18 protein-coding genes are annotated in these 16675 nt (G+C 66.5%); 1 reads left to right on the top strand and 17 read right to left on the bottom strand.

Going from position 1 to position 16675, the window contains the following annotated elements; genetic code table 11:
* Positions 1 to 90: 90 nt before the first annotated feature.
* The 17 genes from GO608_RS16920 to rpsB all read right to left on the bottom strand — a co-directional run bounded on the left by GO608_RS16920 (position 91) and on the right by rpsB (position 15509).
* A complete protein-coding gene (locus GO608_RS16920) occupies positions 91 to 876 on the bottom strand; it encodes a TrmH family RNA methyltransferase (RefSeq protein WP_169200126.1) in 786 nt (261 codons plus the stop codon).
* A 21-nt stretch (positions 877 to 897) separates the two neighbouring features.
* A complete protein-coding gene (locus GO608_RS16915; protein ID WP_169200125.1) occupies positions 898 to 1353 on the bottom strand; it encodes a CopD family protein in 456 nt (151 codons plus the stop codon).
* Entirely contained in the window at positions 1350 to 1964 is a 615-nt protein-coding gene (rnhB, locus tag GO608_RS16910; protein WP_169200124.1) for a ribonuclease HII, read from the bottom strand. Before rnhB ends, GO608_RS16915 begins: the two co-directional genes overlap by 4 nt.
* On the bottom strand, positions 1937 to 3112 hold the full coding sequence (gene lpxB / locus GO608_RS16905; protein WP_169200123.1) for a lipid-A-disaccharide synthase: 1176 nt from the start codon (positions 3110 to 3112) through the stop codon (positions 1937 to 1939). Before lpxB ends, rnhB begins: the two co-directional genes overlap by 28 nt.
* Positions 3113 to 3116: 4 nt before the next feature.
* Positions 3117 to 3887 (bottom strand): acyl-ACP--UDP-N-acetylglucosamine O-acyltransferase, encoded by a 771-nt coding sequence (gene lpxA / locus GO608_RS16900; protein WP_169200122.1) that lies wholly within the window; start codon positions 3885 to 3887, stop codon positions 3117 to 3119.
* Positions 3884 to 4321, bottom strand: coding sequence for a 3-hydroxyacyl-ACP dehydratase FabZ (fabZ, locus tag GO608_RS16895; protein WP_169118709.1), 438 nt, complete (start codon positions 4319 to 4321; stop codon positions 3884 to 3886). The genes lpxA and fabZ overlap by 4 nt, the downstream gene beginning before the upstream one ends.
* A 5-nt stretch (positions 4322 to 4326) precedes the next feature.
* On the bottom strand, positions 4327 to 5346 hold the full coding sequence (lpxD, locus tag GO608_RS16890; RefSeq protein WP_169200121.1) for a UDP-3-O-(3-hydroxymyristoyl)glucosamine N-acyltransferase: 1020 nt from the start codon (positions 5344 to 5346) through the stop codon (positions 4327 to 4329).
* A gap of 12 nt (positions 5347 to 5358) precedes the next feature.
* Complete coding sequence (locus tag GO608_RS16885) at positions 5359 to 5862, bottom strand: OmpH/Skp family outer membrane protein (protein WP_011239208.1); 504 nt, start codon at positions 5860 to 5862, stop codon at positions 5359 to 5361.
* A 112-nt stretch (positions 5863 to 5974) separates the two neighbouring features.
* Positions 5975 to 8275: an outer membrane protein assembly factor BamA gene (gene bamA, locus GO608_RS16880; protein WP_169200120.1), complete on the bottom strand. Its 2301-nt coding sequence runs from the start codon at positions 8273 to 8275 to the stop codon at positions 5975 to 5977.
* Positions 8276 to 8282: 7 nt separating this feature from the next.
* On the bottom strand, positions 8283 to 9647 hold the full coding sequence (gene rseP / locus GO608_RS16875) for an RIP metalloprotease RseP (RefSeq protein WP_169200119.1): 1365 nt from the start codon (positions 9645 to 9647) through the stop codon (positions 8283 to 8285).
* Positions 9644 to 10873, bottom strand: coding sequence for a 1-deoxy-D-xylulose-5-phosphate reductoisomerase (gene ispC / locus GO608_RS16870; RefSeq protein WP_211159566.1), 1230 nt, complete (start codon positions 10871 to 10873; stop codon positions 9644 to 9646). Before ispC ends, rseP begins: the two co-directional genes overlap by 4 nt.
* Entirely contained in the window at positions 10858 to 11685 is an 828-nt protein-coding gene (locus tag GO608_RS16865; RefSeq protein WP_169200118.1) for a phosphatidate cytidylyltransferase, read from the bottom strand. The genes ispC and GO608_RS16865 overlap by 16 nt, the downstream gene beginning before the upstream one ends.
* Positions 11678 to 12469, bottom strand: coding sequence for a polyprenyl diphosphate synthase (gene uppS, locus GO608_RS16860; RefSeq protein ID WP_169200117.1), 792 nt, complete (start codon positions 12467 to 12469; stop codon positions 11678 to 11680). The genes GO608_RS16865 and uppS overlap by 8 nt, the downstream gene beginning before the upstream one ends.
* Before the next feature lie 46 nt (positions 12470 to 12515).
* Entirely contained in the window at positions 12516 to 13073 is a 558-nt protein-coding gene (frr, locus tag GO608_RS16855; protein WP_169200116.1) for a ribosome recycling factor, read from the bottom strand.
* Positions 13074 to 13083: 10 nt separating this feature from the next.
* Positions 13084 to 13800, bottom strand: coding sequence for a UMP kinase (gene pyrH / locus GO608_RS16850; RefSeq protein WP_169200115.1), 717 nt, complete (start codon positions 13798 to 13800; stop codon positions 13084 to 13086).
* A gap of 10 nt (positions 13801 to 13810) precedes the next feature.
* Complete coding sequence (tsf, locus tag GO608_RS16845; protein WP_169200114.1) at positions 13811 to 14701, bottom strand: translation elongation factor Ts; 891 nt, start codon at positions 14699 to 14701, stop codon at positions 13811 to 13813.
* A 52-nt stretch (positions 14702 to 14753) separates the two neighbouring features.
* Positions 14754 to 15509, bottom strand: coding sequence for a 30S ribosomal protein S2 (gene rpsB, locus GO608_RS16840; RefSeq protein ID WP_169200113.1), 756 nt, complete (start codon positions 15507 to 15509; stop codon positions 14754 to 14756).
* A gap of 338 nt (positions 15510 to 15847) precedes the next feature.
* Here rpsB and map point away from each other — a divergent pair, with 338 nt between their 5' ends.
* Positions 15848 to 16672: a type I methionyl aminopeptidase gene (gene map, locus GO608_RS16835; RefSeq protein WP_169200112.1), complete on the top strand. Its 825-nt coding sequence runs from the start codon at positions 15848 to 15850 to the stop codon at positions 16670 to 16672.
* The last annotated feature ends 3 nt before the right edge of the window (positions 16673 to 16675 follow it).

The raw sequence follows: 16675 nt of genomic DNA, 5'->3' as shown, positions 1-16675 counted from the left end.
TGTCGAAGGGGATTGGCAGGGCTTCGACGGGCTCAGCCCGAACGGTATTTGGCTGCCGGGTTAATAACTTTGCCGCGCTCCGGCGTCGCGCTATCCCGCGCGGCGCTGGCGCACCTGCTCGAACAGGCACACTGCGGCCGCTGCTGCGACGTTCAGCGACTCGACCGCCCCCGGCATCGGAATGACGACCGTGTCGGTCGCGAGCGCCGCAACGGCCATGGACAGCCCCCGGCCTTCCGCGCCGAACAGCCACGCGACCGCTCCGCGCAAGTCCATTTCGTACAGCCCGCACGCTTCGGCGCCAAGCCCCGTCGCGAGGATCTGTCCCGGGTAGCCCTGCAGCAGCTCCGCGACGTCGGCATGCTCGTGGAGCCGCAGGCAGAAGTGCCCGCCCATGCCGGCGCGCAACACGCGGGGCGACCACGCCTGCGCGCAGCCCGGCGTCAGCAGCACGTCGCGCACGCCCGCGGCCGCCGCAGTGCGCAGGATCGTGCCGAGGTTGCCGGCGTCCTGCACGCCGTCGAGCACCAGCAGCGATTCGGTGAATACCTGTGTCGACGGGGGTGCCGGCAGGTCGATGATGGCGAGCAGGCCCGACGGCGTGTCGACCGGGCTCACGTGCGCGAACAGCGCATCAGTGAGGTGGATCGCCGGCACGCCAGCGCAGCGATCGAGCAGGTCCGCAATCTCGGCGCGGCCGAGCCCCTGGTCGCTCGCGACGAGTTCGCGGAGCGCCCAGCCGGCGTCGAGCGCTGCCCGCACGAGATGCGCGCCGTCGAGCAGCGTGCGGCCTTCGCTGCGTCGCTCGCGCGCCGAACGCGCGAGCGCGTGCAGGCGCTTGACGGCTGGGTTGTCGCGGGAAGTGATCGTTTTCACGGCGAACGGCGCGCCCGACTCTTACAGCCCGAGCCCCAGCGTCGCGATCGCGATCGTGACGAAGCCGAGCGCGAGATTGAACGCGACGCGCTGGCGGATGCGGTTCAGCGCGACCGCGCCGCCCGCCCAGTTCTCGCCCGCCACCGCCGACTGCAGCGCGCGCCATGGCCCTGCCCAGATCCACACGAACACTGCGATCATTACGAAGCCGGTGGCGAGCATCAGGTGCCACGCAACCGGCGCCCGCGCGAAACCGGTGTCGACCAGCCTCACGACGCCGCTCGCGGCGATCAGCGCGACGCTCGCCCACACCAGCGGGAAAAAGCGCGCGAACACCCCGGCCCACAACGGCAGCCGCTGCGCCGGAGGCAGCGCGGTCGCGGCGGGGCGCAGGCACAGGTACGCAAACGCCATCCCCCCGACCCAAACGACGACGCCGACGAGGTGCAGGAACAGCATCAGGTGAGAAAACGTCATGTCAGCGTCCCCGCAGGCCAGAGTTCGGGATTGTCGAGCAGCTCGCGCACCGGCGCGAAACTGCGGCGGTGGCACGCGACGACGCCGTGGCGGCGCAGCGCGAGGAAATGTTCGGGCGTCGGGTAACCCTTGTGGCTCGCGAAACCGTATGCGGGATACTCACCGTCGAGCGCGACCATCTGCCCGTCGCGCACCGTCTTCGCGAGGATCGACGCCGCGGCGATCGCCGGCACCTTTGCATCGCCCTGGACGACCCCTTCGGCCGGCACTGCGAGCGGCGGGCAGCGGTTGCCGTCAATCCGCACGAGGTCCGGCACGCAGCCGAGCGCGGCCACCGCGCGCTGCATCGCCAGCATCGTCGCGTGCAGGATGTTCAGGCGGTCGATCTCCTCGACGCTCGCTTCGGCGACCGCCCACGCGATCGCCCGCTCACGGATCAGCGGCGCGAGCCGTTCGCGCGTCCGCTCTGTGAGCTTCTTCGAGTCGTTCAGGCCGTCGATCGGGCGGGCCGGGTCGAGGATCACCGCGGCGGCAACGACCGAACCCGCGAGCGGTCCGCGCCCGGCTTCGTCGACGCCGCAGATCAGGCCGGTTGCCGGGATGGCTTCCATTCGGAACTCCGGTTCAGGTAAGGAAGGATCGCGGCGGCGGCGCGCCCGGCAGTGTCCTGGCGCAACTCGCGGTGCAGCGCGTCGAAGCGCAGCGCGAGCTCGGCACACGCGTCCGGGTCGTTGAGCCAGCGGTCGAGCGCGTCGGCCAGTGCCTGCGGCGTCGCGTCGTCCTGCAGCAGCTCGGGCACGACGCTGTCGTTGCACAGGATGTTCGGCAAGCCGACCCACGGCAGGTAGGCCATGCGTTTCATTAGCCGGTACTGCCACTTGCCGATGCGGTAGCTGATCACCATCGGGCGCTTCAGCAGCGCCGCTTCGAGGCTCGCGGTGCCGCTCGCGACGAGCACGACGTCGGCTGCCGTCATCGCCTCGACCGCGTGGCCGAACAGCAGGCGGATCGGCAGCTCACCGGCGTCGGCCGCGTGCAGCGCCTGCTCGAACAGCGCGCGCGTCTCGCGCGTCGCCAGCGGAACGACGAAGCCGATGTCCGGGTGGCGCTCGGCGAGGAGGCGCGCCGTCTCGATGTAGGTCGCGGCGAGATTGCGCACTTCGGACTGGCGGCTTCCCGGCAGCAGCGCGACGATCCGGCAGTCGGTCGGGAGGTTCAGGAGTTCGCGCGCCGCGGCGCGGTCCGGCGCGAGCGGGAACACGTCGGCGAGCGGATGGCCGACGTAGCTCACCGGGATGCCGGCTTTTTCGTACAGCGCCGGCTCGAACGGAAACAGGCACAGCATGTGCGACACCGAGCGCGCGATGCCCTTGATGCGCCCGCCGCGCCACGCCCAGATCGACGGGCTGACGAAATGGATCGCCGGAATGCCCGACGAACGGATCCTGCCTTCGAGCCACAGGTTGAAGTCGGGCGCGTCGACGCCGATGAACGCGTCCGGCCGATCGGCGCGCACGCGCCGCAGCAGCGCCTTGCGAATGCCGGCCAGCTCGCGATAGCGCTTCAGCGCATCGACATAACCATGCACGGCGAGGCGCTCGCACGGCCACAGCGCATCGAAGCCCTCGGCCTGCATCTTTGGCCCGCCGATGCCGTAGAACTTGGCCTCGGGGATTTCCTGGCGGATCGCGCGGATCAGGTGGCTCGCGAGCAGATCCCCCGAGGCCTCGCCCGCGACCATCGCGATGCGCGTCGCCATCGGTTCAGCGCACGACGCCGCGCGGGGAAGCCGAAAGGAAGGCGCCGAACGGAGCGACTTCGGAGTGGTCGGCTGCGATCTCGGCAATGCGCGTGCGGGCTTCGTCGAAGCTCAGTCCGGAGCGGTACAGGGCGCGGTACGCGCGCTTGATCGCCGCGATGCCTTCGGCCGAAAAACCGCGCCGCCGCAGGCCTTCGCTGTTGATGCCGTGCGGCTTCGCCGGATTGCCGGCGACGGTCACGAACGGCGGCAGATCCTGCAGCAGCACGGTGCCGACGCCACAGAAACTGTGCGCGCCGACGCGCACGAACTGATGCACGCCGGTGAAGCCGCCGAGGATCGCCCAGTCGCCGACGTGCACATGTCCGGCGAGCGTCGCGTTGTTGGCGAAGATCGTGTGGTCGCCGACCACGCAGTCGTGCGCAACATGGACGTACGCCATGACCCAGTTGTTGCTGCCGACGCGGGTCACGCCGGCGTCCTGACTGGTGCCGACATTGAACGAACAGAACTCGCGGATCATGTTGCGGTCGCCGATCTCGAGCCGAGTCGGTTCGTCGTCGTATTTCTTGTCCTGCGGCGCCGCACCGATCGAGCAGAACTGGAAGATCTCGTTGTCGCGCCCGATCCGCGTACGGCCTTCGATGACGACGTGCGGCCCGATGCGCGTGTTGTCACCGATCTCGACGTGCTCGCCGATGATCGAATACGCGCCGACAGTGACGTTGGCTCCGAGCACAGCGCCCGGGTGGACGATGGCGGTCGGATGGATCATGACAGCGTCTTGAGCGCGCAGGTCAGCTCGGCTTCGGTCGCGAGCTCGCCGCCGACGCGGGCGACGCCTTTGTACTTGTAGATGTTGCGCTTGCTCTGCGTGATGACGACATCGAACAGCAGCTGGTCGCCGGGGACCACCGGGCGCTTGAAGCGCACGTTGTCGATGCCGGCGAAATAGACCACCGAGTTCTCGTCGGGCTTGACGCCCATGCTCTTGAACGACAGCAGCGCGGCGGCCTGCGCCATCGCCTCGACGATCAAGACGCCCGGCATCACCGGGTGATGCGGGAAGTGGCCGGGAAAGAACGGCTCGTTCATCGTCACGTTCTTCAACGCGAGGATGCGCTTGCCTTCTTCGATCTCCAGCACGCGGTCCACGAGCAGAAAAGGATAGCGGTGCGGAAGGTACTGGAGAATTTCGTTGATATCCATGGCGCTCACCGGGCTTTGCGTTCTTTGCGTTCTTCGAGGGCGCGTATTCTATCGACCAGCGCATCCAGATGGCGCAGGTGGGCGAAGTTTTTCACCCATTCGGCGTGGCCCTGCACCGGCAGGTTCGCCGTGTAGACACCGCGCCGGCGGATGGATTTGGTCACCAGCGTGCCCGCGGACACCACGACGTCATCGACGATCTCGAGGTGGCCGATGATGCCGGCCTGGCCGCCGATCATGCAGCGCGCGCCGATCGTCGTGCTGCCGGCGATGCCGACGCAGCCCGCGATCGCGGTGCGCTCGCCGATCTTCACGTTGTGACCGATCTGGATCTGGTTGTCGAGCTTGACGCCGTCGCCGATGACCGTGTCGTCGAGCGCGCCGCGGTCGATCGTCGTGTTGGCACCGATCTCGACGTCATCGCCGATGACGACGCGGCCAACCTGCGGAATCTTGACCCAGCTGCCGTCGCGCTCGCGCGCGAAGCCGAACCCGTCCGCGCCGATGACTGCGCCGGCATGCACGATGCAGTCCCGCCCGACTACGCAGTCATGATAGATCGTGACATTGGCATTGAGCCGCGAGCCCGCGCCGATGCGGGCGCCGCGCCCGATGCGGCAGCCCGGGCCAATGACGACGCGTTCGCCGAGCTCGACGTCGACGTCGATCGACGCCCCGGCCGCGACGGTCACCGAAGCCGGAATGGGACTCGCGACGCTCGCGGCGGGATGCACGCCCGGCACGAACGCTTCAGGCGGATTGAACAGCTGTGCGACGCGCGCGAAATAGATGTACGGATCGGCGGTGACGATGCGCGGCAGGACGGTCAGGTCGCGCGCAGCGGGCGCGAGAATGACCGCGGACGCGCCGCACGCGGCGAGGCGCGACTGGTATTTCGGATTCGCGAGGAACGCGAGATCGCCTTCGCCGGCCTGCTCGAGTGTCGCGACGCGGCGCACCGCCGTTGCCGGGTCACCCAGCAGTTCACCGCCGAGGCGCTCGACGAGTTCATCCAGGCGGAACATGGAACGCTGCGGTTACTTACTGTCCGCCAGCGCCTTGATCACCTTGTCGGTGATGTCGATGCGCGGGCTCGCGTACACGGCTTCCTGCAGGATCACGTCGTATTTCTCGGCTTCGGCGATCTGTTTGACGGCGCGGTTGGCGCGGTCGAGCACCGACGCGAGCTCCTCGTTGCGGCGCTGGTTCAGGTCTTCGCGGAACTCGCGCTGCTTGCGCTGGAAGTCGCGGTTCAGGTCGTTGAACGATCGTTCCTTGTTGCGCCGGTCGGCCTCGGCCATCGTCACGCCGTTGCGTTCGAGATCCTCCTGCAGCGCCTGCAGTTCCTTGCCGAGACGTTGAAGCTCCTGGTCACGCTTCTCGAACTCCTTCTCGAGACGCTGCTGCGCCCGCACTGCCGGCGCGGCCTCGCGCATCACCCGATCGGAATTGACGAAACCGAGCCTGGACTCGGCCAGGGCGGCGGGCGCGGCAACGCTCAGCAGCGCAGCAGCAAGAACGGTCAGGGTCGTAACTTTCACATCTTTCTCCAACGCAATCCGGTAGATCGGTTTCTCTCGAGAAAACGCCGGGCCGCCCCGGGTTTTCCTGTCCCCTTGGGGGCGAAAACGGCAAGCCGTTTCCCGGGGGCGCTCAGAAGACCGAACCCAACTGGAACTGGAATTTCTGCAGTTCGTCCGTTTCCTTCTTCTTCAGCGGAAGACCGAAACTGAACTTGAGCGGGCCGATCGGCGAACTCCATGAGAACGCCAGCCCCGTACTGTAGCGCAGGTCGGCGGTCTTCACCTTGTCGCCCTCGCTCCACACCGAGCCGACATCGAAGAAGGCCGACATGCGGAACGAGCGGTCCCTGCCGGTGCCCGGCAGCGGGAAATAGAATTCCGCGTTGCCGATCACGCGCCGGTTGCCGCCGAGGGCGTCTTCGCTGATCGGATCCTTCGGCCCGATCGAACTCTGGTCGAAGCCGCGCACCGAGCCGATGCCGCCTGCGTAGAAGTTCTTGTAGAACGGCAGCGGCTTGCCGCCGTACCCCTTGCCCCAGCCCAGATCGGTGTTGAGCATCAGCGCGTAGTCGCGACCGAACGGGAACCAGTGCTGGTACTGGTAATTGAGCTTGTAGTAGCGGAGCGCACCAGGCGGGATGCTCAGCTCGCCGAAGACGCGCTGATAACTGCCCATGCGCGGATAGAACGTGCTGTCGCGCGTGTCGCGGGACCAGCCGGCCGTGGCGACCAGGCTGGTCACCGAGTCGCAGTCGAAGTCGTCCTTGTTCGGATCGCAGAAGTCGAGGTACTGCTGCGGGCTCTCGTCGAACGTCGTGATGACGGTGCGATCGACGGCGAGGCCGAAGTTGATCGAGTCGTCTTCCGCGATCGGATAGCCCATGCGTAGGCCGGCGCCGGACGACACGGTCTTGTACGGCGCCACCGACAGCGATTCGGACGGATCGTAAGTGCGGTGATAGACGTCCCAGCCGAGGCTCAGGCCGTCCTGCGTGAAATACGGGTTCGTGAAGGACAGCGCGTAGGTGCGGCTCGATTCGCTGGTATTGAGCGCGAGCGTCAACGCGTTGCCGCTGCCGAAAAGGTTCTGCTGCGACACCGACGCGGAGAGCACGACGTTTTCCGAGCTCGAGAAGCCGACGCCGAGTGTCAGGTTGCCGGTCGGGCGCTCCTTGACGTTGAAATTCACGTCGACCTGGTCGGTCGTCCCGGTCACCGCCGGCGTCTCGACGGTCACCTCCTCGAAATGCCCGAGGCGGTCGATGCGGGTGCGCGAACGGTTGATCTCTTCGGCGTCGTACCAGGACCCTTCCATCTGGCGCATCTCGCGCCGCACCACTTCGTCGCGAGTCTTGGTGTTGCCGCCGACGTTGATGCGCCGGACATACACGCGACGGCCCGGATCGACAAAGATCGTGAACGCGACTTCGCGCTTTTCCTTGTCGACTTCCGGCGAGGCATTGACGTTGGCAAAAGCGTAGCCTTCGTTGCCGAGGCGGTCCGCGACCGCTTTCGTCGTCTCCGTCAGCTTTTCGCGCGAAAAGATCTCGCCCGGCTTGATCGCCGCCAGCTTGCGGTATTCCTCTTCGGGCAGGATCAGGTCGCCGGCGAAGCGCACCGCCGAGACGGTGTAGCGCTCGCCTTCGGTGACGCTCACCGAGATGTAGATGTCCTTCTTGTCGGGCGTGATCGAAACCTGCGTGGAATCGATGTTGAAGTCGAGATAGCCGCGATTGAGATAATACGAACGCAAGTTCTCGAGGTCGGCGGCGAGCTTCTGGCGCGAATACTGGTCGTTCTTCGTGTACCAGGTGAGCCACCCCGGGGTGGTCAGCTGGAAAAGGCCGAGCAGCTCGGAATCCTTGAACGCCTTGTTGCCGATGATCTCGATCTGGCGGATTTTCGCCACCTCGCCCTCATCGACCTTGAAGTTCAGCCCGACGCGGTTGCGCTCGAGCGGCGTGACCGTCGTCTCGATCACTGCGGCATATTTGCCGCGGCTCAGGTACTGCCGCTTGAGCTCCTGCTCCGCGCGTTCGAGCAGCGAGCGGTCGAAGATCCGCGATTCGGCGAGACCGACTTCGCGCAGCCCCTTCTTCAGCGCTTCCTTGTCGAACTCCTTGACCCCGACGAAGTCGATCTGGGCGATCGCCGGACGCTCATCGACGAGCACCACCAGCACGTCCCCTTCGACCTCGATCCGCACGTCCTTGAAAAACCCGGTGGCGAACAGGCCGCGAATCGCCTCGGCGGCCTGCGCCTCGGTGAAGGTCTCTCCGACCCGCACCGGAAGGTAGTTGAATACGGTTCCGGCTTCGGTTCGCTGGATGCCTTCGACCCGGATGTCCTTGACGACGAAAGGCTCGAACGCATGCACCGGCGCAACGGCGAACAGGGCCGTCAGCAGCCCGGTGAGAAACTTGTGTTTCATTAGGGATTCAGCCAGAAATGAGACGAGTTATGTCGTTGTAAAAGGCGAATGCCATCAGCATTGCAAGCGCAACCAGGCCGATTTGCTGGCCGATCTCCATCACGCGCTCGGGAATTGGGCCGCCCTTGATAATTTCGATCACATAATACAGCAAATGCCCCCCATCCAGCACCGGGATGGGCAGCAGGTTCAGCACCCCCAGGCTGATGCTGATCAGCGCGATGAACTTCAGGTAATGGTTCCATCCAAGCTTCGCCGACTGCCCGGCATAGTCCGCGATCGTCACCGGTCCCGACAGGTTTTTCCACGACACTTCGCCGGTCAGCATGCGGCCCATCATCTTGAGGCTCAACACGCTGGTTTCCCAGGTCTGGGCCATCGCCTTCGACAATCCGTCGACCAGGCCGTAGCGCACGACCGCGAACATCTCCTCGCGTCCGCCCGGCGGTTCGGCCACCGCCACACCGATCTTCCCGACGCGCTCGCCCCTGTCCTCCGACACCTCGGGCACGAGCGTCGTGTCGACCGGTGTGTCGCCGCGCATCAGCCGCACCGGCAGCGATTCACCGGGCGAGCTGCGTACCCGCTCGACGAAGTCCACCCACGACGTGACCGGCTCGCCGGCGAGCGACACGAAACGGTCGCCTTCCCTGATGCCTGCCGCCGCCGCAGCACCGTCCGGGATGATCCGCCCGACCACCGGCGGAATCAGCGGGCGCCACGGGCGCAGGCCGATTTCGGCGATCAGGTCGCTCTCGCCGTCGTCGACCTCGACGCCGGACAGGTCGAGCGTGCGCAACGCGTCGCCACCTTCGGCAGTGCGGACCTGCAACGTCACTTCGCGCGCGTCGAGCGCGTGGCGCAACAGCACCCAACGCAGCTCCGGCCAGCTGCGCACCGGTTCGTCATCGACCGCGGCGACGAGATCGCCCTCGCGCACGCCCGCCGACGCGGCGATGCTCGGCCCGTCGGTCAGCGCGAGCCGCGGCTTGAGCTCCTCGGTGCCGGTCGCGAACAGCCCCCAGTAGAGCACGATCGCAAGCAGGAAGTTGGCGAGCGGCCCGGCTGCGACGATCGCGAAGCGCCGCCATACCGACTGCCGGTTGAACGAGCGGTGCAGCTCGGCCGGCGGGACTTCGCCTTCGCGCTCGTCGAGCATCTTGACGTAGCCGCCGAGCGGGAACACCGCGATCACCCATTCGGTCCGGTCGGCGCCGGCCGTCCAGCGCAGCAGCGGGCGTCCGAAGCCGATCGAGAAACGCAGCACTTTCACGCCGCACGCGCGCGCGATCAGGTAATGGCCCAGCTCGTGAGCGAGGATCAGCAGGCCGAGCGCGAGAACGAACGGGATCAGGTATTCGAGAATGTTCATGGAGTCGTCTGTCGGGCGAGGATTTCACTTCGCGCGACTTCACGTGCGCGCGCATCGGCATCGAGGATTGCCTCGATGCAATCGACCGACAGATCGCGCGCGCGTTCGAGCGTCGCCGCGATGATGTCGGGGATGCGCGTGAATCCCACGCGCCGCTCGAGGAACGCGGCGACGGCTTCCTCGTTCGCGGCGTTGAGCACGGCCGCCGCCGCCCCGCCTTCGCGCAACGCGTCGTATGCGAGCGCCAGGCACGGAAACCGGACGAAGTCCGGGCGCTCGAAGTTCAGCCGGCCGATCTCGAACAAATCGAGCGGGCGCACGCCGGCGTCGATGCGTTCGGGATAGGCGAGCGCGTGCGCGATCGGCGTGCGCATGTCCGGGTTGCCGAGCTGCGCGAGCACCGAGCCGTCGGCATATTCGACCATCGAATGGATGACGCTCTGCGGATGCACGACGACTTCGATCGCCTCCGGCGGCACCGCGAACAGCCAGTGGGCCTCGATGACTTCGAGCCCCTTGTTCATCATCGTCGCCGAATCGACCGAGATTTTTCGCCCCATCACCCAGTTCGGATGGGCGCAGGCTTCGTCCGGCGTGACGTCTGCGAGGCTCTCGAGCGAGCGCTCGCGAAACGGGCCGCCCGATGCGGTCAGCAGGATGCGTCGCACGCCGCAACGCTGCGGGTCGCGCCCGTAGCCCTGCGGCAAGGCCTGGAAGACGGCGTTGTGTTCACTGTCGATCGGCAGCAGCTGCGCCCCGCTCGCCGCCACCGCCTGCATGAAGAGCCGCCCGGACAGCACCAGCGCTTCCTTGTTCGCGAGCAGCACGCGCTTGCCGGCGCGCGCCGCGGCGAGCGCCGGCGCAAGGCCCGCAGCGCCGACGATCGCCGCCATCACCGCGTCCGCGTCGGGGTGCGCCGCGACATCGACGAGCGCTGCTGCGCCGGCGAGCACTTCCGTCTGCGAACCGGCGGCTTTCAGGCGCTGCCGCAGATCGGACGCCGCAGCCGAATCGACGAGCACCGCGAAGCGCGGCGAAAAGCGCAGGCACAGCTCGAACAGACGCTCGACCTGGATCTGCGCGGTCAGCGCGAACGCCTCGAAGCGGTCCGGATGCCGGGCGAGCACATCGAGCGTGCTCATGCCGATGGAACCGGTCGCGCCGAGCACCGTGACGCGTTGCAGACGGGGGGGAGTCGGGTCAGGCACGATCAAAGGGCCAGCCATAAAGCCGCCAGACCGGCCAGCGGAAGAGTTGAAGTCAGGCTGTCGATGCGGTCGAGGATGCCACCGTGCCCGGGCAGCATGCTGCCGCTGTCCTTGACGCCGGCCTGACGTTTGAGAAGCGACTCGAAAAGATCGCCGAGGACGCCGACCGCCGTGAATGCGGCAAGCAGCGGAACCACCAGCAGCACGGTCGGCGCGTCGAGCAGCGACGGCGCCCTCGAAGCCAGAACGATCAGCGCGAACACGAGCACGCCGGCGACCGCGCCGCCGGCGCCTTCCCAGGTCTTGCCCGGGCTGATCGCCGGCGCCAGCTTGTGGCGACCGAACGCGCGCCCGGTGAAATACGCCGCGATGTCCGACACGAATGTCGCCGCCATCACCGCGAGGAGCAGCCACGGACCGAGCATCCGCAGGTGCGCCAGCGCGAGCGCCGGCGGCAGCAGCACGACGAGGCCGACGAGGACAGTGCCGGCCGCGCCGGTGATGCGCCATTTTCTCGCCAGCCACAGCGGCACGACGGCAACCCAGAACATGCCGCTCGCGAGGTACAGCGCCGCGAGCCCGGCCGGCGGCGAGACGCCGTCTCCCGCGAGCCCGCTCATCGCGCCGGTCAGCAGGCAGGCGATGCCCATCAGCGCCGCGAACACGCCGCGCGGGCCGACGGCAAAGCCGCCGAGGCCGCCCCACTCCCACGCCGCCGCCGCGCAGATGATCGCGGCAAGCGTGAGCCAGCCCCACGGCGGCAGCAGGAAAATCCCCGCCAGCAGGCCCGCCAGCAACACCAGCGCCGTGATGACGCGCGTTCTAAGCATGGCCGCCGGACGGAGAGACCGCGCCTTCGACCTGTTTAAGCTGCTCGCTGGTCCGCCCGAAACGTCGCTCCCGTGCCTGGTACGAGCGGATTGCCTCGTCCAGCGCCGCGACGTCGAAATCGGGCCATAACGTATCGGTGAAATAAAGTTCGGAATAGGCGAGCTGCCACAGCAGGAAATTGCTGATGCGCTGCTCGCCGCCGGTGCGGATGAAGAGGTCCGGCTCCGGGCCGTAGTTCAGCGACAGCTCGCCGGACAGATCCTCTTCGGTGAAGCCTTCGCGCCGCTCGGGGTGCTTCGCCAGCATCCGCGTCATCGCCTGCAGGATGTCCCAGCGGCCGCCGTAGTTCGCGGCGATCGTCAGGGTCAGCTTTTCATTGGCGGCGGTGCGGGCTTCGGCACGGCGGATCATGTCGACGAGCTTCGGGTCGAAGCGCGACAGGTCGCCGATGACGCGAAAACGGATGCCGTTGTCGTGGAGCCGGTCGACTTCCTTCTGCAGCGAACGCATGAACAGCTGCATCAGGAACGACACCTCGTCGGCCGGCCGGCGCCAGTTCTCGGAACTGAACGCGAACAGCGTGAGGTAGGACACGCCGCGTTCCATGCACGCGCGGATCACGCTGCGCACCGATTCGACGCCGCGGCTGTGGCCGGCGACGCGCGGCATGAACCGCTTGCGCGCCCAGCGGCCATTGCCGTCCATGATGATCGCGATGTGCCGGGGAATGCCCGACACCGCGGGGACGTCGCGAGTCGAACTGATGAAGGATGATTCCGTCATGATGCGTCTCCCGCGGTTCGTCCGGACTGGAGATGATCCGGGAGGATCAGAGCTGCATCAGTTCCTGCTCTTTTTGCGCGAGCAGCTTGTCGATTTCGGCGATGTTTCGGTCGGTGAGCTTCTGGATGTCTTCCTGGGCGCGGCGATCGTCGTCTTCCGAGATCGTCTTGTCCTTGACCGCATCCTTGAGGTGCTGGTTGGCGTCGCGACGCAGGTTGCGGATCGCGACCTTCGCCGCCTCGCCCTCGTGGCGGACGACTTTCGTCAGGTCGCGGCGGCGCTCTTCGGTCAGCGCCGGCATCGGCACGCGGATGATGTCGCCCTGGTTCGCGGGATTGAGACCGAGGTCGGAGTCGCGGATCGCCCGCTCGACCTTCTGCACCATCGGCTTTTCCCACACCTGCACGCCGATCGTCCGTGCGTCGATCAGCGTCACGTTCGACACCTGGTTGATCGGCACCATGCTGCCGTAGTACTCGACCATGACGTGGTCGAGCAACCCGGTGTGGGCGCGGCCGGTACGCACCTTCGCCAGGTCGGCCTTGAGCACCTCGATCGACTTCTGCATCTTCTGCTCGGTCGTCTTCTTGAGTTCGGGGATCATCGTCGAGTCCTCACGAATGGACCAGCGTGCCTTCGTCCTCGCCGAGCACGACGCGCTTGAGCGCGCCTGGCTTGAAGATCGAGAACACGTTGATCGGCAGTTTCTGGTCGCGGCACAACGCAAACGCGGTGGCGTCGAGAACGGCCAGATTGCGGCCGATTGCCTCGTCGAAGCTGATGCGGTGATAGCGCTGCGCCTGCGGGTCCTTCTTCGGGTCGGCGGTATACACGCCGTCCACTTTCGTTGCCTTCAACACGATCTGCGCGGCCATCTCCGACCCGCGCAGCGCCGCCGCGGTGTCGGTCGTGAAGAAAGGGTTGCCGGTGCCGGCCGCGAAGATCACGACGCGGCCTTCTTCCATGTGGCGGATCGCCCGGCCGCGGATGTACGGCTCGACGACCTGGTCGATGCGCAGCGCCGACTGCACGCGCGCCTCGACCCCGGCGCGACGGAACGCGTCGGCGAGCGCCATCGCGTTCATCACCGTCGCCAGCATGCCCATGTAGTCCGCGGTCGCGCGGTCCATGCCGGAAGCGGCGCCCTTCATGCCGCGAAAGATGTTGCCGCCGCCGATCACCACGCCGATCTGCACGCCGAGGCGACTGACCTCGGCGATCTCGGCAACGATGCGGCTGACCACATCCTCGTTGATGCCATACGAGTCGTCCCCCATCAGGGCCTCGCCGGACAGCTTCAACATGATGCGCTTGTAGGCGGCGACACTCATCTTGCAGCCCTTACTTCTGTGCCGCGGCGGCGGCTTGCGCAGCCACTTCGGCAGCGAAGTCGGACACTTTCTTCTCGATGCCTTCGCCGACGACGTACAGCACGAAGCTCGCCACCGACGCGTTGCGCGACTTCAGCAGCGCTTCGATCGTCAGCTTGTCGTCCTTGACGAACGGCTGACCGAGCAGCGTGACTTCCTTGAGGAACTTCTGCACCGTCCCTTCGGCGATCTTGTCGAGCATCGCTTCCGGCTTGCCGGCTTCGCGCGCTTTCTCGATCGCGATGCGGCGCTCGGTGTCGATCAGCTCGGCCGGGATTTCGGACGCCATCAGCGCCTTCGGCTTGGCCGCGGCGATGTGCATCGCGAGGTCCTTGCCGAGTGCTTCGTCGCCGCCGACGAGGTCGACCAGCACGCCGATCTTGGCGCCGGCGTGGATGTAGCTCGCCACTGCGCCCTGCGCGTCGATCCGCGTGAAGCGGCGGATCGTGATGTTCTCGCCGATCTTGCCGACGAGCGCAGTGCGCACCTGCTCGACCGTCTGGCCGTCGAGGTCGAGCGCGCCGATCGCGGTCACATCGGCCGGATTGCGCGTCGCGACCAGTTCAGCCACCGCAGCGGCGAACGCGAGGAAGTCGTCGTTCTTCGCGACGAAGTCGGTCTCGCAGTTCACTTCGACCAGCGCGGCCAGCTTGCCGTCGGCCGACTGCCACGTCGCGACGATGCCTTCGGCGGTCACGCGCGACGCTGCCTTGCTCGCCTTGCTGCCGAGCTTGACGCGCAGGATTTCCTCGGCCTTGGCCATGTCGCCTGCGGCTTCGGTCAGCGCCTTCTTGCACTCCATCATCGGCGCGTCGGTCTTCTCGCGCAGTTCCTTGACCATGCTTGCGGTAATTTCCGCCATGCTAACTCCTGTATTCCGTATTCAATTCGACGCGATCAAAGGCCGGCAGGGCTCAGGCCTGCTCGTCCGAGCCGTCTTCCTCGACTTCGACGAACTCGTCCGAGCCCGCTGCGACGACGTCCTGCAGCGCCTGGCTGCGGCCTTCGAGCACCGCGTCAGCAACGCCACGGGCGTACAGGCGGATCGCGCGCGAGGAGTCGTCGTTGCCGGGGATCACGTAGTCGATTCCGTCCGGCGAATGGTTGGTATCGACGACGGCGACGACCGGGATGCCGAGCTTCTGCGCTTCGGTGATCGCGATCTTGTGGTAGCCGACGTCGATAACGAACAGCGCGTCGGGCAGGCCGCCCATGTCCTTGATGCCGCCGATGCTCTTCTTCAGCTTGTCCATTTCGCGCGTCGCCATCAGCGCTTCCTTCTTGGACAGGCGCTCGATCGAGCCGTCCTCGACCATCGCTTCCATTTCCTTGAGGCGCTTGATCGACTGCTTGACCGTCTTGAAGTTGGTCAGCATGCCGCCGAGCCAGCGCTCGTCGACGAACGGCATGCCGGCGCGGCGGGCTTCCTCGGAGACGATCTCGCGCGCCTGGCGCTTGGTGCCGACGAGCAGGATCGTGCCGCGATTGGCCGCGAGCTTGCGCACGTAGTTCATCGCTTCGTTGTACTTGCCCATCGTCTTCTCGAGGTTGACGATGTGGATCTTGTTGCGCTGGCCGAAGATGTACGGGGCCATGCGCGGATTCCAGAATCGGGTCTGGTGGCCAAAGTGGACGCCCGCTTCGAGCATCTGACGCATCGTGACAGTCATTTGAAACTCCGGATTTTCAGGGTTGAACCGCCGCCCGGCACGGTCGCCGCTCACAATATTCGCAAGCATTCGCGGACTTCTCCGCGATCTTTCGGCAACCTAAAACCGCCACGGGGCATTTGCCCCGATCCGGCGGACCCTTTCGGTACGATACCGGGCGTGTGGATTTTGCCAGCCTCGGTCGGCAGACAAGCCCAAGATGATAGCAGCTATGCCATTCTCCACTCAAGGTGACTTCGCGCTTGCCTCGCGCCCGCGCTCCTCCGGCAGGGCAGCATGAATTTGCCGCGCGTTCGCGCATGCGCTAGCCTTTCTCATTTGCACGCGACCCCACGGAAATGAGCATCACAATAAAGACGCCGGAAGAAATCGGGAAAATGCGCGTCGCCGGCCGGCTCGGCGCGGAAGTCCTGGACTACATCACGCCCTACGTCCAGCCGGGCGTGACGACCGGAGAGCTCGACCGCCTGTGCCACGACTACATGGTCAACGTGCAGCACACGATCCCCGCACCGCTCAACTACGCGCCGCCCGGCTACCCGCCCTACCCCAAGTCGATCTGCACGTCGGTCAATCACCAGATCTGCCACGGCGTGCCGGGAGACAAGGCACTGAAGAAAGGCGACATCGTCAACCTCGACATTACCGTCATCAAGGACGGCTACCATGGCGACACGAGCCGGATGTTCATCGTCGGCGGCGAGGGGTCGATCCTCGCCAAGCGCCTGTGCCAGGTGACGCTCGAATGCCTGTGGCTCGGCATCTCCGTCGTGCGCCCCGGCGCGCGGCTCGGCGACATCGGCCACATCATCCAGAAGCACGCCGAGAGCAACGGCTTTTCGGTGGTGCGCGAATTCTGCGGTCACGGCATCGGCCTGAAGTTCCATGAAGAACCGCAGGTGCTGCACTACGGCAAGGCCGGCACCGGCGTCGAGCTGCGCCCCGGCATGACTTTCACGATCGAGCCGATGATCAACGCCGGCAAGGCCGCGATCTCCGAGCTTCCCGACGGCTGGACGATCGTCACGAAAGACCGCAGCCTGTCCGCGCAGTGGGAGCACATGGTGCTGGTCACCGACACCGGCGTCGAAGTGCTGACGCTCTCGGCGGGCTGTCCGCCACCGCCGGCGCTCGTCGCGCCGCTGTTTCCGGCGCTTGCCTGAGGC

It is taken from the genome of Aromatoleum buckelii, from assembly GCF_012910785.2.
GTDB lineage: Bacteria > Pseudomonadota > Gammaproteobacteria > Burkholderiales > Rhodocyclaceae > Aromatoleum > Aromatoleum buckelii.
Note: the sequence above shows the minus strand (reverse complement) of the source record. Positions and strands in the feature narration are given on the sequence as shown.